The following is a 20,722-nucleotide window of genomic DNA, read 5'->3' on the forward strand; positions in this document are numbered from 1 at the left end:
TCAGATCGGCCTCAGAACGGACCGTGCATGCTGCGAGACCAGGCGGCGCAGGGCGGATAAATCTGTCAGGGTCTGGTTATGCAGCCCGCGAACGCTGTCATGGGCGGCATAGAAGCGGCGCGCGCCCGTTGCGCTGACCAGAATGGCAACGCCGAGAAAAATACCATTGATTTCGATAACTGTGGAACCAAGCATGACGTCGAACCTTAAAAGCGCCCGACATCTGTGTGCTGTCGGGAAATTACGAATGAGAAGAGAAAGAATTCCGGCTCGCGGAAAGTCGGCAACACGGGGGTTGCCAGCAGCACATTCGACACATCATCAGGATGCCCTTCCGGTGGATCAGTTCATGCTCTCATAACGGATGAAACGTCAGATCGTCAATATATTACGATAAACAATAAGTGATTCGTAAAATTATATATTATATTACTTTTATATTTCGTTTTTTAAGATCAAATTCCGTCCTGCCCTTTTCCACGTCCTGTGATACAGAAACGATATGAACAAAAAGGCCTTGTCCTCCCCCGCTCCCTTCGAAGGTTATGCCGCTCCGCGCGGTAAGATTTACAACTCATTCCTGGAGACAGTGGGGGGCACGCCGCTCGTTGCACTGCCCCGCCTGACGGAACAGGAAAAGCTGCAGGGGCGCCTCCTGCTGAAGCTCGAGTTCTTCAACCCGCTAGGCTCCGTCAAGGACCGTATTGGCGTTGCCATGCTCCGCGATGCCGAGGCCCGCGGGCTGATCACGCCGGGACGGACAGCCCTCATTGAGCCGACATCCGGCAATACAGGCATTTCGCTTGCATTTGCGGCTGTTGCACTAGGGTATCGCCTGATCGTCACCATGCCGGAAAGTGCCTCCATTGAGCGGCGCAAGATGCTGCGTCTCATGGGCGCGACAACCGAGCTGACACCTGCAAATGACGGAATGGCCGGTGCCATCCGCCGGGCAGAAGAACTGATGGAAACGCTACCTGACGCGTGGATGCCAAGTCAGTTTGAAAATGACGCCAATCCGGCAGTTCACGAGCAGACAACCGCGTTGGAAATCTGGAATGACACCGGCGGGCAAGTGGATATGGTTGTAGCGGGACTGGGCACTGGCGGCACGGCCTCCGGAATTGCGCACGGCCTCAAGAAACACAACAAGGCGATCAAGGTCTTTGGTGTAGAACCACGGGAAAGCGCCGTTCTACATGGTGATGAACCTGGCCCCCACGGTATTCAGGGTATTGGTCCCGGATTCCAGCCGGATACGCTGGATCTGCGGGCACTGGATAGCGTGATTGAGGTTTCAGAGCAGGAATCGCTGACAACAGCGCGTCTCTGTGCCGCCGTCGAAGGTATTCCCATCGGAATTTCCTCTGGCGCCGCACTCTATGCTGGCATGACTTTGGCCAAGAAAACCGCCAATCGCGGCAAGACGATTGTTGTTATCGCCCCGTCTTTTGCGGAGCGTTATCTCTCCACACAGCTTTTCGACGGACTGGCCTAAAAACGTTCAATAAAATAACTTTATAATATAGTTATTTTATTGAACTCTGATTTATGTTCGTTATTAATCCAGATCACAAATCCTGATCGGGAATTGTCTCCCGGTCAGGTTTCTGGAGGCTTTGGGCATGAACCTTTTCTCTGGCCGCGCAACTGCTCTGGACCTAGCAGCGAGTGCTCGAGCGCTTTCCTTTCAGCACTCGTCTGAAGAGACGGTTCTTGCCGCCGAATTCCATCACATCAAAACACAGTTCACGCCTTTGCTCGTGCCAGGACTTTTCGGTTCCGGACAGCACCACTGGCAGACCCGATGGGAAACTGCTTTTGGCCTGCCTCGCCTGCATCAGGCAGACTGGGAAAATCCAACACCGGAAGAGTGGGACGCTGCACTGACGCAGGCCATTCAGCAGGCTGAAAAACCTGTCCTCCTGATCGCCCATAGCCTTGGTGCGGTCCTGACCATGCGGTGGCTCGCACAGCATGAGTCATCCAATGTCGCTGGCGCGTTCCTCGTTGCGCCAGCGGATATTGAACATACGACGCACCCGGAAGCATCTCGCATCAACGCGTTTGCTCCACTCTCAGAGGCTCCCTCTCCGGTTCCCGTCGCCATGATGGCCAGCCGGAACGATCAGTGGCTTTCCAACGATCGTGCCCGGCTACTGGCACAACGGTGGCAGGCCGAATTTACGGATGCCGGTCTGACAGGACATGTGGGGAGTAATGATTTTCTGGGGCTCTGGAGCCATGGCGCCAGAACCCTTATCTCCTTTGTTCAGCGCCGCCTCACGACGCCGGCTCAGTGAGAGTGTGGTTTCCAGCGGTTCAGAAGCAGGGAATTACTAACGACCGAGACTGAGCTCATGGCCATGGCTGCACCCGCGACAATCGGGTTCAGCATGCCCAGTGCGGCCAGTGGCAGACCCAGAACGTTATAGATAAATGCAAAGAACAAATTCTGCCGGATCTTCGAAAGCGTAGCCCTGGATAGGGAAATGGCATCCAGAACGGCCGCCAATTCACTCTTCATAAGCACGACATCTGCCGTGTCCAACGCAACGGCAGAACCGGCCCCGACAGCAAAGCCCACGTCCGCTGCTGCCAGCGCCGGTGCATCATTGATGCCATCCCCGACCATCCCCACAACAGCACCTTCAGCACGATATTTCGTCACGCTTTCAGCCTTGTGCTGCGGTAAAACGCCAGCGAGGTAATCATCCACGCCAACCTGCCGCGCAACAACCGCTGCGGCACGCTCATTATCGCCCGTCAGCATGACAACCTTGATTCCACGCGCCTTCAGCGCTGCAACCGTTGAAATGGCATCCGGGCGAAGGCCATCCCCCAACGCGACGATGCCAAGCAAGCGTCCTCCCGCGGCGACCGCAATTACGGTCTGCCCTTCATTTTCGAGCGCCGCCACAGGAAGAGCATCCAGACTGTAGCCTGCCTGCGTGAGATAGCGCGGAGATCCGAGCAAAGCTGCCTCTCCGTCAATCTGTGCCTCAACGCCCAGACCTGGGATGGCCTTGAACCCATCCACACTCAAAATCGTCGCACGGTGAGCTGAGGCATAGTCCACGATAGCCCGAGCCAGAGGATGCTCGGAATTCTGCTCCAGCGATGTGGCCACGGCCAGCAGGCGGTCAGCCGAAACTCCCTCAGTAGGATGCAAACGGGTGACAGTCGGACGACCTTGCGTCAGGGTTCCAGTCTTATCGAGAATGATTGTCGTAAGTTTCTCGGCTTGTTCCAGCGCATCGGCATTTCGGAACAGAATACCATTCTGAGCCCCTCGCCCTGTCCCGACCATGATAGCCGTTGGTGTAGCCAGACCAAGCGAGCAGGGACAGGCAATGACGAGCACAGAAACTGCTGAAATCAGGCTCCATGTCATGGAACCTGTGACCAGCCATCCGATCAGGAAAGTCGCGACAGCAAATGCGACAACGGCGGGAACGAAGATGCCGGAAACACGGTCTGCCAGTCTCTGGACATTTGCCTTCGATCCCTGCGCCTGCTCGACCATGCGAACAATCCGCGCGAGAGCGGTATCCGAGCCAACACCTGTTGCCTTCACTCGAAGCATACCGTTCGCGTTGATCGTCCCGCCGAAAACTTCACTCCCGGCCTGCTTCAGAACCGGTACGCTTTCGCCCGTCAGCATGGCTTCGTTCACATCGGAAGCACCATCCAGCACTTCGCCATCCACCGGGACACTCTCGCCCGGCCGGACGACAAAGATGTCTCCGGTGTGCATATCAGCTACCGCACGATCAACCAGAACACCGTCCCGCTCGACATGTGCGGTTTGCGGCTGAAGCTGCAACAGGCTTTCAATCCCCGCACTGGTACGCACTTTGGCGCGCGTTTCCATCAGCTTGCCGAGTGAAATCAGAGTGATGATTGCACCACTGGCTTCAAAATAAACTGGCTGGGGCAAGTGCAGGATCGCGACGACGGCACTAAACAGATACGCGATGCTCGTTCCCAGAACGACCAGCACATCCATGTTCGCCGATCCGCCCCGAACTGCATTCCAGGCCCGGCGATAAAGATGAGCGCCACAGACGAACTGAACCAGCGTCGCACTTACAAACTGAACAGCAAGCGGGACTGTCTCCATACGCCCCAGCAACATTCCGAACATCTCAATGAAAAGCGGCAACGCAAGTACGAATGTCAGCAGAAAGCGGTTTCGCTCCCGACGCCACACAGCTTCACGCTTTGCCTTCGGATCTTCGCGCTTGCCTTCATCCAGACGAGATGCCCCAAATCCAGCCTTGGCGATTTTGGTCGCAAGATCGTCAGGCGTCACAATGCCTGGAACATAAGTGACATGCGCACGCTCGGCAGCGTAGTTCACGCTTCCCTGCACGGACGGCATCCGGTTCAGGACCTTTTCAATCCGCGCAGCGCAGGCAGCGCAGGTCATGCCCGTAATTGCGAAGTCCACACTCTGCTCATCTACCGAGAAACCGGCTTTGCGCACTGCGGCAATAACGTCCCCGACGGTGGTGCCTGAGCCTTCCAGTTCGACCTGCGCACGCTCAGACGCAAAATTGACAGCTGCCTGAACACCATCCTTGCGGTTCAGAACTTTCTCGATCCGCGCAGCGCAGGCCGCACAGGTCATTCCACCAACTGGAAAACTGACCGTTTGTGACATCTGGGACTCTCCTGAGCGGACGGAATTCACGAAGCCACAGGCTCCAAAACAAAGGGGAAATAATATACCCCCATATGGTATTATAAAAGACGATGAACAGTTACGCTTTTTTCTCGAAGAATCATTTCCTGGCCATGAAATGCTTTAAGGGCTGCGTGATGCGCAACACTGATGAGGGTGATGTGAGGCAGGCGTTCAAGGAGGCGCGCATAAAGATCAGCCTCGTTCTTCTCATCCAAAGCAGACGTTGCTTCATCGAGGAACAGCGTGGACGGTCGAGCAAGAAAAACCCGAGCAAATGCCAGTCGTTGCTGCTCTCCCGGAGATAACACGTCTCCCCAGGCCGCTTCATTCTCCAGATCTGGCATAAGGCACCCCAGATTTGCCGCCAGAAGCGCCTCTTCACAGGCGTCACGGGCATAACGATCCGGGGTTGCTGGATAGCTAAGGGCCTGAAGCAAAGAGCCAGTCGGAACATAACTGCGCTGAGGCAGGAACATGGCATCGCGCATGTTGAAAGAAATATGCCCCTTCCCCTGCGTCCATAGTCCGGCGAGGGCACGAAGCATGGTGCTCTTCCCTGCCCCGGATGGCCCGCTAATGAACCACCGCTCTCCGGCAGGAATATGGAGGCTTCCTATATCCGCGATGCGAGAACCATCAGAGCGATCCAGAGAGAGAGCTTTGATTTCAATCCCATCGGCATCTGTCGGCTCCCGCACGATACCACCATCCGGAAGGCTCACGACAACACGCTCAAATTCCCCCAGACGCTGAAGGATGGAGCGAAGCGTTGCCAGATCCGTGTAATTTTCGATGAACCATTGCAGGCTTCGGCGCACATTCATGAATGCTGAATTGATTCGCGAATACAGACCAAACGTCAGAGCATGGGCCAGCAGCTTCGGTACAAGAAGCGCCCACAAAACGATATTAACGCCACCCGTATAGAGTTCGACCACAGTATTGGCGCGCCAGGTATAGGTCATGACGCTGCGCCAGTTTTTGGCAATACGGTTCAGGCATTCGGACAAACGGAAGTGCTCCGCAGCCTCTCCACCATAGAACGCGATCTGTTCCGCGTTGCGGCGAACATCCAGCAAGGTCGCGCGTAAATCAGCATCGTAATGCTGCTGACGATAATTAGCGCTGACAAGGGGGCCACCTGCTTTCTCAAGCACGAACGAGACCAGAAGAATGGAAATCGTCGTTCCGAAAAACATGTATCCGGGGATGACGATGTGCCAGCCATGCCAGACAAATGAGAGCGTTCCACCAATTGTCCAAAGTACGACCGCAAAGGACAAAAAGGTTGTGACAGCCTGAATGGCTTCCAGCCCGAGGCGGAGCGTCCAAACGGTCATCTGGGCCAGATCATCGGCAATACGCTGATCCGGGTTATCCGCCCGGTTCTGACCATGTTCCAGATGATAATAGGCGTCATCAGAAAGATATTGGCGTAGGTAGACCCTTGTATTCCACAGGCGCCAGCGCATGGAGAGCACCTGTGTCATATATTGCTGGATAACTCTCATTCCGGCGCTAAGCGACGTCATCAGAATATAAATGGGCAGTAACGCAATGCAGGCTGCAACACGGTACGCGAACATCGTGTCAAAAAAGGTCTGGTCCCATTTCCCAAACCACACTGCGACCTGAACATCTAGGAAGGATAAACCGATAATACTGCCCAGAAGGCCCAGCGCCTTCCAGCGATCTTCCGACCGCCAGTAGGGGAGCAGAACCTTCCAGTCAGAAAGAGAATGTGGGGGTGTCGGGGGTTCAGTATGTGCCACGAAGCGTTGCCATGAAACTGCGAGGAGCGGCCGGGAAATTAAACTGCCAGACGCCGCTGGCACGCTCGTAATAATATCGGTCTGTCAGGTTATAGGCGTTCAACTGAAGTTTGAGATGCTTGTTGAACCGGTATCCAATGACGCTGTCGAGCGTCATGTAACCGCCCTGAACTGTCGTGGCATAACTGCCCCGAAGATTACTGTATGCGTCCAGCCCGACACCAAAATTCAGCCCTTTCAGACGACCTTGCTGCACATTGTAATGTACCCAGGACTTGAACATGTGATGCGGTGAGAAAACACCCCCGAAGTCTGAAACTTTCGGGTTGGAAACCTTGGTATCCAGATATGTGTATCCGATGGAGACATCCAGTCCCGGCAGGATCTGGCCATCCACCTGCGCTTCCCAGCCTTGCCGACGGATTGGGCCGGTCGTGATATAAAAGCTGGTGTGATCCGGGTCCTGAACAGGCTGGTTCACACTCTCCATACGAAACAGGGCTGTCGAAATATTAAGGCGCCCGTGGAAGTACTCGCCTTTAAAACCCGTTTCGACCTGATTGCCCTGCTGTGGCGTCAAACCTTCTCCGTTGAAAGTCAGCCGCCCCACCGAAGGTGTGAAGATGCTGGCATAGCTGGCGTACCAGGAGAGGTTGGGCGTGATCTGATACACCGTGCCGAGATAAGGCGTCAGTTGACCATGAATATTCGCCGTGGTTCTCCATGGGCTTTCCGGAGACGGACTGCCATCCCGCGTCTTTTCGGAAAAGCGTGACACCCGGCCGCCAAGAATCAGCGAAAGATGATGGATCAGCTCAAGGCGTAGCTGACCATAGAACCCCCACTGATAAGCATTGTCGTCTGTGCCTTCAGCCCCGTCCGCCGGGTTATAGGTAATACTGCCTGCAGCCGGTTTCCCTACAACTGCCGTATTGTTAATGCTGACATCAGAGTAGAGCGCGTCTGAATTTACAGCTCCGTAGGCAACGTGTGTATTGTAGGCATTATAATTAAAGCCCAGCAGCAAATGGTGCGTCCGGTGCAGAAGGCGGAAGCTGCCTGTTGCGTAGATGTCCGCGGATCTGGATATATTGGTCCCACGATAAGGGAAAGTCCCACTGTCTACGTAACTTGTAAGGCCGGTACGCACATCCGGAAGAGTGTCCGGAGAATTATACGATGTATTGTAACTCTGGTCGTAGAATGTCCCACGTGCTGTGACGCTCCAGTCGCCCCAAAGCTTCTGCGTCAGCGAGGCGATCGTCTGCTGCGTCATGTAATTGCTGTAGCCCCAGGGAGGCGTGGGGTTCGCATCGCGCCCGCCATACCAGAGCGTCCGCGTGGTCGTGACGGGGAGCCCGTAATAGGGTGCATCAATATTCTGCTTCTGGGCTGCATGAGACACAAGGAATGTGGTGGACGGTGTAATGTCCCATTCCAAAGCGCCATAAGCCTGCCACATCCGATTATGGGCATACTTGTAGAAGTAATCGTTATCCTGAAAGACGTCGGCCGTACGGAACCGTAGCGTTTTGGAGCGATTGAGCGGAACGGTCAGATCAACATCGGCGCGATAATTATTGAAGCTACCAACCGAGGCACTTCCGCTTGCAGCAAAATCCTTGCCGGGCTTTTTTGTCACCTGATTGACAACGCCGCCAGCTCCACCAGCGCCCTGCAATAATCCGGCCGATCCGCGCATAACCTCGATCCTGTCAAACATGGACAGATCAAAGCTTGCATTATTCAGCGTTCCAGCAGCGTTCGGCGTATTATCGATGGACGTCGTAAGCTGATAGCCGCGTGAATAGAAATTACTGTTGGCGGTAGAACCGGGAAGAACGCGGATACCGTTAATCTGCCGCATTGCGTCCGTCATCGTCAGCATGTTGGAATCTTCCATGCGCTGCTGTGTGATGACAGAAATGGAGTGCGGAATATCCTTCAATGCGACGAGCGTTTTACCCCATGCCTCTACGGCGGGTGCGGTATAGGAGCGCGGCGTTCCATAAACACGCAGGTTCTCTGTTCCGCCGTCTACGGTCGAGGCCAGATCGGGGCTTTGGGCCACGGGTACTGTAGCAATAGCTGCTGTAGTTTCCGGAGAAACCATCGGCTTCCCGCAGACCTGCCGTCCCCCCGCATCTTTGTGCTGAATGCGGCAATGAGACATTTTCTGGCGTGTTTTCTCTCCGCGTTCAGCAGCCTGAGCATCAGGAGCGGAGCCCATCAGGACAGTCCCACAAAGAAGGGCAGACCCGGAGACCGAGAACTTCAGGAAACGTCTGGATGCGTCAATGCCGTGATGTGTCATAAAACCTGCCCAGAAAAAATAACTCTGCCGCACAATTTGTTTCGATTTGACAATATAACGCTGCAGCATGACACCCGGACTGGTTTCACAGATTGAACCGGGTGTTGTGTACCGTGCGCCTCTCTGAATGAGAAGGCGACGCGCGTTAGGAAACCAGGTCGAACCCTGTTTCTTCAACAGTTTCGGCCAGCCCCGCAGGAGTTGCCACGTCGGGATCGTACACCACCGTAACCTGTCCGCCAGCCAGTACGACTGTAACCGACGAGACGCCGCTCACGTGTTCCAGCGCCTCGCGCAGACGCTTTGCACATCCTTCGCAGGACATTCCTTCCACTTTGAGATGTGCTGTCTGCGTCATGGTCATTTTCCTTCTGGCTTACTCAGTATCCTTGGAATACTGCGATTCTTTCATACCCCTGTTGGGTATATGTTTTTCTCCTATGCGGTTTCCGGGCGATTTTGAAATTAAAATCGTTAATATAACGTATTAAATAATGTGTACGGATGGGGGGTATCCAAGAGAAATCCTGTCTCCCTCCTTTTTGTGTATGCTCTGTGGGTGAAATCTCTCTTCCATTCATTCCCTGCCTGGGTATAGGGTCATTGCAAGAGGCAGGCGAAAGGACATCCAGACGCCTGTGGAAGACAGGGATCTGTGATGCTCAAAACGCATACCCGGACATGGCTTGGCATCATTGCCTGCCTGCTGATGCAGGTGGGACTGATGGCTGGTGCCTTTCCGGCGCATGCAGCATCACGGGCACACGCCATGGCCATGACGCACTGCGCATCCATGACTCACAAGACGACTGATGCCTGCGACAAGCACAGTATGCCGGGCCTCGGAACTCCCACTCTCCATGATCATCACCACGCGGGGCATGGACAGGGCTGCTGCCACATCCATTCTGTGTCGGCTGAGCCTCTCTTGACGCTTGCGAACACACCCTCGTTGTCGGCGCATCCTGCGATTGCCAGACGCTTTGCCAAAACAGGCCACACATCGCTGTCTGGAACAGACTGGATTCCGACGCCCCCTCCCCCCAAACAGCTGATTTCCTGAAACGACCCGATCCGCAGCTTTGCTGCGGCTGGAGTGTGCATCCGTACGCTTCGGTTTTCCTGCACCGTTTCCCGGTTTTCAGCTGATGCCTAATTCATTCGACCCCATACGCCCCCTGACGCGGCGGCGTTTTGTTACAAGCCTCGGTGCGGGAGCGTGCCTGGGCGCCCTGCCTCACAAAGCACAAGGGAGCACTCGCACGTCTACAGGCCTTCTGCCTTCAACCCCTTCCAATGTCTGGGATCTGAAGGTCAGCCGAACGCATATTTCTCTCGATGGAAAATCCATGCACGCCCCCAGTATCGGTGGAACAGTGCCTGGCCCCATCCTGCGCTGGAAACAGGGCGAAACCGTTACACTGAACGTCTCAAACGCGCTGGATGAAACAACGTCGATCCATTGGCACGGCATCCGCGTCCCGTCCAATATGGATGGCGTGCCGGGCCTGAGCTTTGCGGGCATCCCACCGGGCGAGACTTTCAGCTATCGCTTTCGCCTGCATCAGAGCGGCACATACTGGTATCACAGCCATTCCAACATGCAGGAAGCGATGGGACTGTATGGCGCTATCGTCATTGACCCCATTCGTCCTGATCCGAATGCCTGCGACCGGGATTATGTCATCTTTCTGGGAGAATGGACGGATGTCATGCCCCATGACATCGTCAGCAATCTCAAAATGCAGGATGACTATTACGTCTTCCGTCAACGAACAGCCGCATCCTTTCCCAAAGAAGCCCGTGATGCGGGGAGCGCCATGGCCGCTCTGAAGGACCGGCTTGCCTGGTCCCGGATGAACATGGCCGCAACCGATATCGCGGATGTTTCAGGGGCTATCTACACCTATACATTGAACGGCAACGCGCCAGACATGAACTGGGACGGCCTGTTCCGCCCAGGCGAGCGTGTGCGTCTGCGCTTTATCAATGGCGCCACCATGACGCTGTTTGACGTGCGGATTCCGGGTCTTGAAATGCTTGTCGTTCAGGCAGACGGCAACGACGTGGAGCCAGTTCCGGTTGATGAATTCCGCATCGGCGTGGCGGAGACATATGACGTCATCGTTCAGCCCAAGGAAGACCGAGCCTATACGATCTTTGCTCAAAGCGAAGACCGAACAGGCTTTGCCCGCGGCACACTGGCGCCTCGCTCGGGCATAAGTGCACTGATTCCGCCCATGGATCCACGCCCCGTCCGCACCATGGTCGACATGGGTATGGGCAACATGAAGCCGGGAGAGAGCATGGACCACATGGCGATGCCCGGAATGGCCCATGGCACAGACATAAAGAACATGCCTGGAATGGATATGTCTCACATGGACATGAGCCATATGGGGCATATGTCCATGCCAAAGATGGAAATCGACGATCCTGGGCCGCCGCCGATTAATGTCGAAAACCAGAACGTCGCGATGATGCCGATTGATCGGACAAACAGCCCAGGGGATGGACTGGAAAACAATGGCCGGCGCGTCCTGAATTATGGGCAGCTTCGCGCGACACGACCGGGCGCAGACCGCAGGCCTCCATCACGGGAGATTATCCTGCATCTGACGGGAAACATGGACCGTTATATCTGGGGCTTTAATGGCCGAAAGTTCTCAGAGTCCGGACCAATCCGCCTGAAAAAAGGAGAGCGTGTCCGCTTCACACTGATCAATGACACCATGATGGAACACCCGATCCATCTGCATGGCCTGTGGAGTGAACTGGAGAATGGCCAAGGCGATTATCGCCCTTACAAGCATACCATCATTTCACAACCGGGATCTCGCATGAGCTATCTCGTGACGGCAGATATTCCCGGCATGTGGGCCTATCACTGTCATCTGCTCTATCACATGGATCTGGGCATGTTCCGCACCGTGGTGGTGTCATGAAAGCCGCATGGGCAGCAACCATGCTTCTGGCTGGAACCGGTATGGCTCATGCCGAAGACACCACGCAGTATCACGCCGCGGATGCTCCGATTCCGGGCGCGGTCACGCATCTTGGCAACATTATGCCCGTGATGATGGACCAGAGCAGCTGGTTCCATGGAATTCTGGAGCAGGCAGAAGGGCGCTATGCCCCCGCCGGCACTGATTTCCGCTGGGACGGTGAAGTCTGGTACGGCACGGATTATGACCGACTCTGGATCAAGTCTGAAGGCACGCTTGAGAAAGGGCGCCTTAGCGATGGCCAGCAGGATATTCTCTACAGCCGGGCCATTTCCACATACTGGAACCTTCAGGGCGGCGTGCGTGTTGACTTGGATGATGGCCCGGCCAGGACGTGGGGGGCCTTCGGTATTCAAGGGCTGGCCTTATACCAGTTTGAGTTTCAGGCCACGGGGTATGTCAGTGACCGTGGGCGCTTTGGTGCCCGCGTCGAAGGATCATACGACTTCCTACTGACCAATCGCCTTATTCTCCAACCTCAGGCGGAGTTCAATCTCTATACGAAGTCTGATCCAGCCCGGCAGGCAGGCGCAGGCCTGTCAGACGTCGATGCCGGGCTCAGGCTTCGTTACGAGCTATGGCGAAAATTCGCGCCTTATGTGGGCGTCACATATTCCGGCCATCTGACACAGGCTCGCAGGATCGTACGGGATCAGGGCGAAAAGCCCGGCTCGGTACGCTTCAGCCTCGGCATCAGAAGCTGGTTCTGATCTTCATTTTTCAGGAGTTCTTATAATGAAAAAAGCTCTTCTCACCGCCTCTGCCTTTCTGTTCGCCACAGTGGCATATGCTGCCCCCAGCCAGACAACCGAACCAAAGGCGCCTGTGGCCGTAAAGGTAAAGGCAGATCCTCTGGCAGGCCTGACCATGGATCAGCAGATGGAACTCTGCGAGCGCCTTGAAACTCTCAAGACGCAGAGCAAACCTTTAACTCCGAAGATGCAGCAGCAGCTCAAGGCCTGTCAGGCGATGAGCATGGACGCTCCTTCTGACACAGCCCCGGACGCGACACAGGACCGTTAAATCCACCGATGGAAAAGAGGAGGCGTCAGCGCATCATCCGGCGCACGACCTGCAAAAGCTCGTCAATCGCCTCTTCGCCACCGTCCGTCTGCACGGCTTTCCTGACACAACCATTAGCGTGCGTGGACAGGATCTGGATGGAAACACCGTCCAGCGCGGATTTTATGGCAGAGATCTGTGTGAGAATATCAACGCAGTAACGGTCATCCTGAACCATGTTCAGGATACCACCAACCTGACCCTCGATCCGACGGATGCGGTTCAGCAGTGCCTTCTTCTGGGGTTGCTCAACGCGCTTCTCACCGGGGACCTCACTGGTGGCACAATGCACACAGCCGTCTGCCGGAATCTCGTCTTCTCTCGTCATACTCTTCATAGGTCACGGCTCCTCTGCGGTCATGCGAAGGCGTTCATAGCATCTCCACGCTCATTCCGACCATTCAGCCCTATCAGACGGGCTCTTTCTGGCGTTCTTGAGGCGGCCCACATGATATCACGCAAGAAAAATCCTGAGGCACACAGTCAATAAGTAAACTGTGGATGCAAATAATTCTCATCTCTCTCTTTTCGCTCCCGCCGGATGAGCCTATCTAGGGAAACGGCCAGCACGCCCAAGGGAGAGCTGGGAGGCACTGGGATAAGAAACTGATGTGGTATCTGAATACACTCTCCAAAGGAGATCATGCCATTATTGATCGGGTCGAAGAGCTGACACTGGCAGACCCCATTTCTGCCCGCCTCGGTGAACTTGGCTTTGTTCCGGGCGAGAGAGTGGAAATTGTGGCGACCGGTCCAATCGGCGCAGACCCTATTGCTGTTAGTCTTGGCACATCCCGTTTTGCGCTCCGCAAAGGAGAAGCAGCGCGTATTGTTCTGCGCCGCCCAGTCTGACCATCATAATGACGTCTCCCGCCCCTCCGTCTCCTGCGACTCATGTGTTACAGACTGCCCTTGTTGGAAACCCGAACTGCGGCAAGACTTCGCTTTTCAACCAGTTGACCGGAAGCCGTCAGAAAGTAGCGAACTACGCTGGCGTCACGGTCGAGCGAAAAGAAGGCTTTTTCTCCACGCCGCAAGGTCGCCCGATCCGCGTTCTGGATCTTCCTGGGGCTTACAGTCTGGCCTCTACAAGCCCGGATGAGGATGTCACGCGCGATGTCTGCCTGGGACAGCACCGTACTGAAAAACGTCCTGAACTTCTGATCAGCGTTATTTCTGCAACCAATCTTCGGCTCCATCTGCGTTTTCTGCTGGAACTTCGTCAGCTTGAAGTCCCCATCATCGTTGCACTCAACATGATGGATGAGGCCAAGCGCAATGGCATGACCATTGATATTGCCGGGCTTGAGCAAGAACTTGGCATGCCGATTGTGCCTGTCATCAGCCTGAACAGGCAGGGTGTTCAGCCTTTATTGGAAGCTTTGGACCGCCCTCTTCCGCCTCCGCCAAAAGCGCTTGCCCCGGACGCGGACCTTCATGCGGAAGTCCGACGTCTGCTTCAGGCATATGTTACGGATCGCTCTGCTGGCCATGCCCGATTAGTTGATCGACTGGATCGCTGGTTCCTGCATCCTGTCTGGGGCCCAGTCATTCTGCTGGTCGTGCTGTTCGTGATGTTCCAGACAGTCTTTGCATGGGCACAACCTCTCATGGATGCTCTGGGAAGTGGTATTACCATGCTTGGGGAGTTCATTCTCAGGCCGCTGCCTGACGGTGTCTTGCGGAGCTTACTGGCTGATGGCGTTATCGCAGGCGCAGGAACAGTCATTGTTTTTCTCCCGCAAATTCTGATTCTCTTCTTGTGGATTCTGGCCTTGGAAGAGTCTGGATATCTGCCCCGTGCAGCATTCCTTCTGGACCGCGTCATGGCTTTGGCTGGTCTGAGTGGCCGGTCTTTTATCCCACTTCTCTCCAGCTTTGCCTGCGCCATTCCCGGCATTATGGCCGCACGCACCATTCAGAATCCCCGGGATCGGCTGGTCACGATCCTGATTGCTCCACTCATGACGTGCTCCGCCCGTCTGCCAGTTTACACACTGCTGATTGGCGCATTCATCCCGCACAAAACAGTTCTTGGGATTTTTGGAATTCAGGGTCTAGTTCTGTTTGGGCTCTATGCCTTGGCGATCGTCAGCGGCATCATCGCCGCCCGTATCATGACGCGTGGGGTCAAATCAGAAGAACATCCACTCCTTCTGGAGCTCCCCCCGTATCGGCGCCCTAATCTCAAGAGCCTAGCGCTCGGTCTGTGGCAGCGTGCCGTGATGTTCCTGTCACGGGTTGGTACGATCATTGTATCGCTGAATGTCCTGCTCTGGGGCCTATCCAGTTTCCCGCTTCCCCCCGCCGGAGCAACTGGTGCTGCTATTGACTACAGCCTTGCGGGACGGATTGGCCACCTTATGCTCCCGATTTTTGCTCCCATCGGTTTCAACTGGCAGATCTGCGTTTCCCTGATTCCCGGCCTCGCTGCACGTGAAGTCGCCGTCAGCGCGCTGGCGACAGTCTATGCACTCGGGGTGAGTGAAGACGCTGCATCCGCGAAGCTTCTGCCACTTCTTTCCAGCCAATGGAGCATTGCTACCGCTCTCTCGCTGCTGGCGTGGTATGTTTATGCCCCGCAATGCATCTCGACTCTGGCTGTCATGCGACGGGAAACCCGGTCCATGAAAGTCGTTCTGGGAGCAACAGCGTATCTTTTTGGTTTGGCCTATGTCGCAGCCTTCATCGTCTATCACGTCGCCAGGGCTGTCACAGGAGACGCATGATGATTGAAACAATCGTTGCCATTCTACTGGTCAGTATCGCAGCACTCTACTGGTATGCACGTCTCTTTCCAGCGAGCTGGGGACGCCTGAAAAATGCGTGCGGGTTACAATCTCACACCCCTGTTGCTATCCCGGCAAAAGGATGCAGCAATTGTAAGGCTTGCAGTGGAAAAGTAGGGGGATGTCACTGAGACTAGATCTTATTGATTAATAATCTAGTGTTTTTCTGATTATTAGACGAAGAAAAACTTAGCATTTTAGAAAAAAATATAAAAAATCTGACAATTCCAGTCTAGAGTGATATATTCTTGTTAAAAATAAACTTTAGATCAAATATATTCTTTGATATTATACAGGCTTACACATTCCCGGCCGTGCTAGGCATCGTTCTAGCTTTATATACGTTTCCCGCTTCCCTTATCTCGGGAAAACTTCCACCCGTTGTTCAGGCGGCTAGGGGAGACGTTATTCAGCATATGATCGGGCAGGCTTACTTTTTAAAACAGGACTGGCATCTACCTCTCCTTGTGGCAGATCGCCTCGTAGGCCCCGCGGGCACCAATATTGCAATGACAGATAGCATTCCTCTCGAGGCTGTATTCCTTAGAAGTGTACATATTTTCTTTCCGGGAATGCAGCAGGGCATCACATTATTTCTCGCCTTATGCTGGTTTCTTCAACCCATCTGTGCCGTGTTTGCATTACGGTCAATGGGCGAAAAACACCTATTCCCAGCAATTAGCGTTAGTCTGCTGAGCGCCTGCTTCCCAAGCTTCCTAGCTAGAATTAATCACTCGGCCCTTTGTGCTCATTGGATACTTCTTCTCGCCTTAGGCCTCTATTTTAAATCACTCGACCTTCAAAGTAAAGGAAGCTCTTGGCCATTATGGCTTCTGGCAGTACTTACAAATTTAACTCTTTTTATTCACCCTTACCTAATGGTGATGGTAGGAGCTCTTTTAGGAGCGATTCCTCTATCAATTTTTTTCAGAGAAAAATATTGGACGGTTAGCTGGGTCAGTATAGTCGCAATAATTTCTAGCGGTACCTGCCTCCTAATAACTGGAAGAATTTTTGGGTACTGGGGAGGCACTAGCGGCGGAGGATATGGAATTTATTCCATGAACCTCGCATCACCACTTTGGCCAGTCCATTCCAGTCTATTCCCGCACGCAACCCAAGCACAAATTGATGCCACAGGAGGTCAATACGAAGGATACCAGTATTTGGGATCCGGCGTTCTTTTTCTTATAATTGTTCTCGCATGCCAGAAACGTGCATGGATATTGCTACGTAGCAGCTTACTCCGCAATATTGGGCTTTTACTAGGATGTATGGCTCTTACAGGAATCGCAGCTTCGAATAAAATGTATTTTTTCCATACTTTAATTGTGCAGACCCATATTATGGTCCCAGGTGCTGAACAGATGCGATCATCAGGACGAATGTTCTGGCCAGTTGCATACATCATTTTACTTGGGACAGTTGGAAACACATACAGGATATGGCCTCGTGCCGCCCGAGCCCTATTAGGGTTGGCCGTAATACTCCAATGGATAGACACACGAGATTTACGCTCTCAAGACTATGCTATTGAATCCAATTTAACGAACGCCTCGACAGAAAAAAATAACCGTCTATTCAAAATAATACAAAAATTTGATCGTGTGGAAATTTATCCACGTCTAGAATGCGACGCAACCAACCTAGAAGAAGATATGCCTATTATTTATGCTGCGGCCTATCAAAACGCTTACATTAATACGATGTATAAAGCTAGATCTATACCAGAGGGAGAATGCCATCTAGCACAAGAAAGACCTCATGTACTAGACAACAAAACTCTTGTTATTCTAGACGGTGCTCACCGATTTACAAGTGCCTTATCATGGACTGACCGCACGCAAGCCCATTGCGGTGCCCTAAACACCTTCGTTCTTTGTACTGGAATACAGCATCAGCTTCAGCTTCAGCTTGTTCCTTTATCTTCGCCAATACCACTTCCCCTTAATGAGACGATTTTCACCTCATCAAGCAATTCCTTTCATTCAGAAGTTTTAGAAAATGGGTGGTCAGGTTCAGAAAAATGGGGGACTTGGAATGAAGGACATCAAGCATTTCTATTTTTTATTATGCCAGAAAATATTAAGAAAGTTACGATTACTCTTGGCCTTCGCTCGGCTCCTGGCGAACCCAAACATGTACAGGTGTTTTTATACGATAAATCTTTAGCTGATTGGTCCGTCTCCCAACAAGAGAATAATTATTCATTAACTATTCTTTCTCTAAAAAATAAAAATATTCATTTAAGAATAGAAATTGATCGAGTTACAAAAATATATAAAGATCCTCGTTTTTTAGGCATTGGAATTTCTAGTATAAAATTATCTTACCCATAGTAAATAAGATTAATTATATTTTTTTCTTAAAACATAAATTGGCCTTTGTTTAGTTTCCATATAAATACGACCTATATATTCTCCCATCATTCCTATACTTAATATTTGAACGCTACTAAAGAGCACAATCGCTGTAAAAAGAGATGCATAACCCGGAACGGAATTTCCAAAAAAAATTGTACGAATGACAATAAAAAATCCATACAAAATGGAACATGACGCTCCCATTATCCCTAAGTAAGTCCAAAGGCGAATTGGAATAGTAGAAAAACTTGTGAAGCCCTCCAAAGCAAAATTCCAAAGAGAAAAAACGGAGAATTTAGTTGTACCCACGGAACGTGGAATTCGAACATAATCAATCATAACCGTTCGAAACCCCACCCAAGCGAACAAACCCTTCATAAACCTTTGTCTCTCGGGAAGTCTCTTCAGAGCCTCTACAACACATCGATCCATTAAACGAAAGTCACCAACGTTCTCAGGAATTGGAACGTGAGAAATTTTACTGTGAAGATCGTAGAACCATGCTGCTGTTCTACGTTTGAGAGCACTATCAGATGAACGATCAACCCTTCTTCCAAGCACAGCCTCAGCTCCCTCGCGCCAAGCCTTCACCATCTGAGAAATAACTTCCGGAGGATCTTGGAGGTCAGCATCGATGATAACCACTGCGTCAGCATCTGCGGCATCCAATCCAGCTGTTAAAGCAGCTTCCTTTCCAAAATTCCGTGAGAGTTCAAGAATTTGAAACCGTGAGTCTTTAAATGAAAGAGCCACCAATTGTTCTAACGTTGCGTCTTTACTTCCATCATCAATACAAACAATTATCCACTTCACACCGGAGATTTCATCCAGAATAGGGATAACCTTATCTGCAAAAACCGCAACCAATCCTTCTTCATTATAAAAAGGAACAATCAAAGAAATAGTCTGCACCATAAAAATTTAATAATCCCCCAAACAGGATCGCCTGTCACCGTTAATAAATCGTAAAAAAACCACTCCAGTACGTCTATAGGAAGTCATATAAATATTATAGCTGCCCTGTGTTGGACACTGACGGTTCGGGTCTTCGAGTGATTTGTGGTGTGATTGAGTAGTCTGGAACGCAGAAAGCCACCCTGGAGGGTGGCTTTTGTGGGTCCTGGACAGGACTTATTATATGGTTGCGGGGGTAGGATTTGAACCTACGGCCTTCAGGTTATGAGCCTGACGAGCTACCGGGCTGCTCCACCCCGCGGTGGTATTGGTGATGTTGGTATTGTGGGAGTGGTGAGTGGGCTAGGGGACCTGGCGGCGACCGACTTTTCCGCACCTTGAGGTGCAGTATCATAGGCGCTGAGGGATTTCACGGCCGAGTTCGGGAAGGGATCGGGTGTAGGGCCCTCGCAATGGCCACCAGGTCTTCTAGCCCACCCAGTCTTTTTGAGAGTGGGTGGAGGTTGGTGTTTTATGAGTGTGGCTGATTTCTGTGCATGTGTTTGATGTGAGAAGTATGAGCGATTAGGACCGGTTAGCTGCATGCATTACTGCACTTTCACACCCGGCCTATCAACGTGATGGTCTGTCACGGCTCTATGAGACCTCGTTTTGAGGTGGGTTTCCCGCTTAGATGCTTTCAGCGGTTATCCCGTCCACACTTAGCTACCCGGCTGTGCCACTGGCGTGACAACCGGTGCACCAGAGGTATGTTCATCCCGGTCCTCTCGTACTAGGGACAAATCCTCTCAAGTCTCTTACACCCACGGCAGATAGGGACCGAACTGTCTCACGACGTTCTAAACCCAGCTCACGTACCACTTTAATCGGCGAACAGCCGAACCCTTGGGACCTGCTCCAGCCCCAGGATGTGATGAGCCGACATCGAGGTGCCAAACCTCCCCGTCGATGTGGACTCTTGGGGGAGATCAGCCTGTTATCCCTAGAGTACCTTTTATCCGTTGAGCGATGGCCCGTCCACGTGGGACCACCGGATCACTATGGCCGACTTTCGTCTCTGCTCGAACTGTCATTCTCGCAGTCAGGCGGGCTTATGCCATTGCACTCGACAGCCGGTTTCCGACCGGCCTGAGCCCACCATCGCGCGCCTCCGTTACACTTTGGGAGGCGACCGCCCCAGTCAAACTGCCCACCATGCAGGGTCCCGGACCAGGCTTACTGGTCTCGGTTAGACATCAGAAAAATTCAGGGTCGTATTTCAAGGGTGGCTCCACCGGTGCTGGCGCCCCGGCTTCAAAGCCTCCGACCTATCCTACACAGGATTTTCCTGATGCCACTGCAAAGCTGCAGTAAAGGTTCATAGGGTCTTTCCGTCTGACCGCGGGTACCCCGCATCTTCACGGGGAATTCAATTTCGCTGAGTCGATGCTGGAGACAGTGGGGAAGTCGTTACGCCATTCGTGCAGGTCGGAACTTACCCGACAAGGAATTTCGCTACCTTAGGACCGTTATAGTTACGGCCGCCGTTTACCGGGGCTTCAATTCAATGCTTGCACATCTCCTCTTAACCTTCCGGCACCGGGCAGGCGTCAGGCCCTATACGTCATCTCACGATTTCGCAGAGCCCTGTGTTTTTACTAAACAGTCGCTACCCCCTGGTCTGTGCCACCCAACCATGGTTGCCCACGATTGGGTCTCGTTTATCCCGAAGTTACACGAGCAATTTGCCTAGTTCCTTCAGCATCGTTCTCTCAAGCGCCTTGGTATTCTCTACCAGTCCACCTGTGTCGGTTTCGGGTACGGTCTATACGC

16 protein-coding genes, 1 tRNA gene and 2 rRNA genes (1 of these 19 running past the window's edge) are annotated in these 20,722 nt (G+C 53.0%); 9 read left to right on the forward strand and 10 right to left on the reverse strand.

Annotated features, from left to right (window positions below; genetic code table 11):
- Positions 1 to 195, reverse strand: a complete 195-nt coding sequence (locus M2305_RS05015) for a hypothetical protein (protein ID WP_046900203.1) — start codon at positions 193 to 195, stop codon at positions 1 to 3.
- Positions 196 to 502: 307 nt separating this feature from the next.
- Between M2305_RS05015 and cysK the strand changes: the two genes are divergently transcribed.
- Both cysK and M2305_RS05025 read left to right on the forward strand, forming a co-directional pair.
- Positions 503 to 1,498: a cysteine synthase A gene (gene cysK, locus M2305_RS05020; protein WP_264648743.1), complete on the forward strand. Its 996-nt coding sequence runs from the start codon at positions 503 to 505 to the stop codon at positions 1,496 to 1,498.
- A gap of 127 nt (positions 1,499 to 1,625) precedes the next feature.
- Complete coding sequence (locus M2305_RS05025) at positions 1,626 to 2,303, forward strand: RBBP9/YdeN family alpha/beta hydrolase (protein ID WP_211499807.1); 678 nt, start codon at positions 1,626 to 1,628, stop codon at positions 2,301 to 2,303.
- Here the strand turns inward: M2305_RS05025 and M2305_RS05030 are convergent.
- The 4 genes from M2305_RS05030 to M2305_RS05045 all read right to left on the reverse strand — a co-directional run bounded on the left by M2305_RS05030 (position 2,297) and on the right by M2305_RS05045 (position 9,134).
- Positions 2,297 to 4,666, reverse strand: a complete 2,370-nt coding sequence (locus tag M2305_RS05030) for a heavy metal translocating P-type ATPase (RefSeq protein WP_264648745.1) — start codon at positions 4,664 to 4,666, stop codon at positions 2,297 to 2,299. The two genes, M2305_RS05025 and M2305_RS05030, sit on opposite strands and share 7 nt — an antisense overlap.
- An 80-nt stretch (positions 4,667 to 4,746) precedes the next feature.
- On the reverse strand, positions 4,747 to 6,462 hold the full coding sequence (locus tag M2305_RS05035; protein WP_264648746.1) for an ABC transporter ATP-binding protein/permease: 1,716 nt from the start codon (positions 6,460 to 6,462) through the stop codon (positions 4,747 to 4,749).
- A complete protein-coding gene (locus M2305_RS05040; RefSeq protein ID WP_338085666.1) occupies positions 6,449 to 8,845 on the reverse strand; it encodes a TonB-dependent siderophore receptor in 2,397 nt (798 codons plus the stop codon). Before M2305_RS05040 ends, M2305_RS05035 begins: the two co-directional genes overlap by 14 nt.
- A gap of 76 nt (positions 8,846 to 8,921) precedes the next feature.
- Entirely contained in the window at positions 8,922 to 9,134 is a 213-nt protein-coding gene (locus M2305_RS05045) for a heavy-metal-associated domain-containing protein (protein WP_086634247.1), read from the reverse strand.
- A 300-nt stretch (positions 9,135 to 9,434) separates the two neighbouring features.
- Between M2305_RS05045 and M2305_RS05050 the strand changes: the two genes are divergently transcribed.
- From M2305_RS05050 to M2305_RS05065, 4 genes are all read left to right on the forward strand, one after another.
- The gene (locus tag M2305_RS05050; protein ID WP_211510097.1) at positions 9,435 to 9,839 is read left to right on the forward strand and encodes a hypothetical protein; all 405 of its coding nucleotides are present in this window, start codon (positions 9,435 to 9,437) and stop codon (positions 9,837 to 9,839) included.
- An 85-nt stretch (positions 9,840 to 9,924) separates the two neighbouring features.
- Positions 9,925 to 11,721: a copper resistance system multicopper oxidase gene (locus M2305_RS05055; protein ID WP_264648748.1), complete on the forward strand. Its 1,797-nt coding sequence runs from the start codon at positions 9,925 to 9,927 to the stop codon at positions 11,719 to 11,721.
- A 20-nt stretch (positions 11,722 to 11,741) separates the two neighbouring features.
- Positions 11,742 to 12,491, forward strand: coding sequence for a copper resistance protein B (locus tag M2305_RS05060; protein ID WP_264649933.1), 750 nt, complete (start codon positions 11,742 to 11,744; stop codon positions 12,489 to 12,491).
- A 25-nt stretch (positions 12,492 to 12,516) separates the two neighbouring features.
- Positions 12,517 to 12,804, forward strand: a complete 288-nt coding sequence (locus M2305_RS05065) for a hypothetical protein (protein WP_264648749.1) — start codon at positions 12,517 to 12,519, stop codon at positions 12,802 to 12,804.
- Between the two features lie 25 nt (positions 12,805 to 12,829).
- On the opposite strand, the gene M2305_RS05070 is transcribed toward M2305_RS05065, so the two are convergent.
- On the reverse strand, positions 12,830 to 13,171 hold the full coding sequence (locus M2305_RS05070; RefSeq protein WP_408870800.1) for a metal-sensitive transcriptional regulator: 342 nt from the start codon (positions 13,169 to 13,171) through the stop codon (positions 12,830 to 12,832).
- 281 nt (positions 13,172 to 13,452) lie between these two features.
- Here M2305_RS05070 and M2305_RS05075 point away from each other — a divergent pair, with 281 nt between their 5' ends.
- The 3 genes from M2305_RS05075 to M2305_RS05085 all read left to right on the forward strand — a co-directional run bounded on the left by M2305_RS05075 (position 13,453) and on the right by M2305_RS05085 (position 17,971).
- Positions 13,453 to 13,695 carry a FeoA family protein gene (locus M2305_RS05075; protein ID WP_046900211.1) on the forward strand — a complete coding sequence of 81 codons (243 nt, stop codon included), beginning with the start codon at positions 13,453 to 13,455 and terminating at the stop codon, positions 13,693 to 13,695.
- A gap of 8 nt (positions 13,696 to 13,703) precedes the next feature.
- Positions 13,704 to 15,572, forward strand: coding sequence for a ferrous iron transporter B (gene feoB / locus M2305_RS05080; protein ID WP_264648750.1), 1,869 nt, complete (start codon positions 13,704 to 13,706; stop codon positions 15,570 to 15,572).
- Between the two features lie 476 nt (positions 15,573 to 16,048).
- Positions 16,049 to 17,971 carry a DUF6311 domain-containing protein gene (locus M2305_RS05085; protein WP_264648751.1) on the forward strand — a complete coding sequence of 641 codons (1,923 nt, stop codon included), beginning with the start codon at positions 16,049 to 16,051 and terminating at the stop codon, positions 17,969 to 17,971.
- 9 nt (positions 17,972 to 17,980) lie between these two features.
- Here the strand turns inward: M2305_RS05085 and M2305_RS05090 are convergent, their stop codons facing one another.
- The 4 genes from M2305_RS05090 to M2305_RS05105 form a co-directional block, all read right to left on the reverse strand.
- A complete protein-coding gene (locus M2305_RS05090; protein WP_264648752.1) occupies positions 17,981 to 18,910 on the reverse strand; it encodes a glycosyltransferase family 2 protein in 930 nt (309 codons plus the stop codon).
- A 224-nt stretch (positions 18,911 to 19,134) separates the two neighbouring features.
- Positions 19,135 to 19,211 (reverse strand) — tRNA-Met (locus M2305_RS05095).
- A 48-nt stretch (positions 19,212 to 19,259) separates the two neighbouring features.
- Positions 19,260 to 19,374, reverse strand: a 5S ribosomal RNA gene (rrf, locus tag M2305_RS05100).
- Positions 19,375 to 19,454: 80 nt separating this feature from the next.
- Positions 19,455 to 20,722: ribosomal RNA gene (locus M2305_RS05105) — 23S ribosomal RNA — on the reverse strand (it continues 1,469 nt past the right edge of the window).

This window comes from Gluconobacter cerinus (assembly GCF_025961355.1).
GTDB classification, from domain to species: domain Bacteria; phylum Pseudomonadota; class Alphaproteobacteria; order Acetobacterales; family Acetobacteraceae; genus Gluconobacter; species Gluconobacter cerinus.

Coding starts and splice junctions, on each gene's coding strand:
- cysK (WP_264648743.1), top strand. CDS start 503: ATGAACAAAAAGGCCTTGTCCTCCCCCGCTCCCTTCGAAGGTTATGCC.
- M2305_RS05055 (WP_264648748.1), top strand. CDS start 9,925: ATGCCTAATTCATTCGACCCCATACGCCCCCTGACGCGGCGGCGTTTT.
- M2305_RS05060 (WP_264649933.1), top strand. CDS start 11,742: ATGCTTCTGGCTGGAACCGGTATGGCTCATGCCGAAGACACCACGCAG.
- M2305_RS05045 (WP_086634247.1), bottom strand. CDS start 9,134: ATGACGCAGACAGCACATCTCAAAGTGGAAGGAATGTCCTGCGAAGGA.
- M2305_RS05090 (WP_264648752.1), bottom strand. CDS start 18,910: ATGGTGCAGACTATTTCTTTGATTGTTCCTTTTTATAATGAAGAAGGA.
- M2305_RS05040 (WP_338085666.1), bottom strand. CDS start 8,845: ATGCTGCAGCGTTATATTGTCAAATCGAAACAAATTGTGCGGCAGAGT.
- M2305_RS05085 (WP_264648751.1), top strand. CDS start 16,049: ATGATCGGGCAGGCTTACTTTTTAAAACAGGACTGGCATCTACCTCTC.
- M2305_RS05015 (WP_046900203.1), bottom strand. CDS start 195: ATGCTTGGTTCCACAGTTATCGAAATCAATGGTATTTTTCTCGGCGTT.
- M2305_RS05030 (WP_264648745.1), bottom strand. CDS start 4,666: ATGTCACAAACGGTCAGTTTTCCAGTTGGTGGAATGACCTGTGCGGCC.
- M2305_RS05070 (WP_408870800.1), bottom strand. CDS start 13,171: ATGACGAGAGAAGACGAGATTCCGGCAGACGGCTGTGTGCATTGTGCC.
- feoB (WP_264648750.1), top strand. CDS start 13,704: ATGACGTCTCCCGCCCCTCCGTCTCCTGCGACTCATGTGTTACAGACT.
- M2305_RS05025 (WP_211499807.1), top strand. CDS start 1,626: ATGAACCTTTTCTCTGGCCGCGCAACTGCTCTGGACCTAGCAGCGAGT.
- M2305_RS05050 (WP_211510097.1), top strand. CDS start 9,435: ATGCTCAAAACGCATACCCGGACATGGCTTGGCATCATTGCCTGCCTG.
- M2305_RS05065 (WP_264648749.1), top strand. CDS start 12,517: ATGAAAAAAGCTCTTCTCACCGCCTCTGCCTTTCTGTTCGCCACAGTG.
- M2305_RS05075 (WP_046900211.1), top strand. CDS start 13,453: ATGTGGTATCTGAATACACTCTCCAAAGGAGATCATGCCATTATTGAT.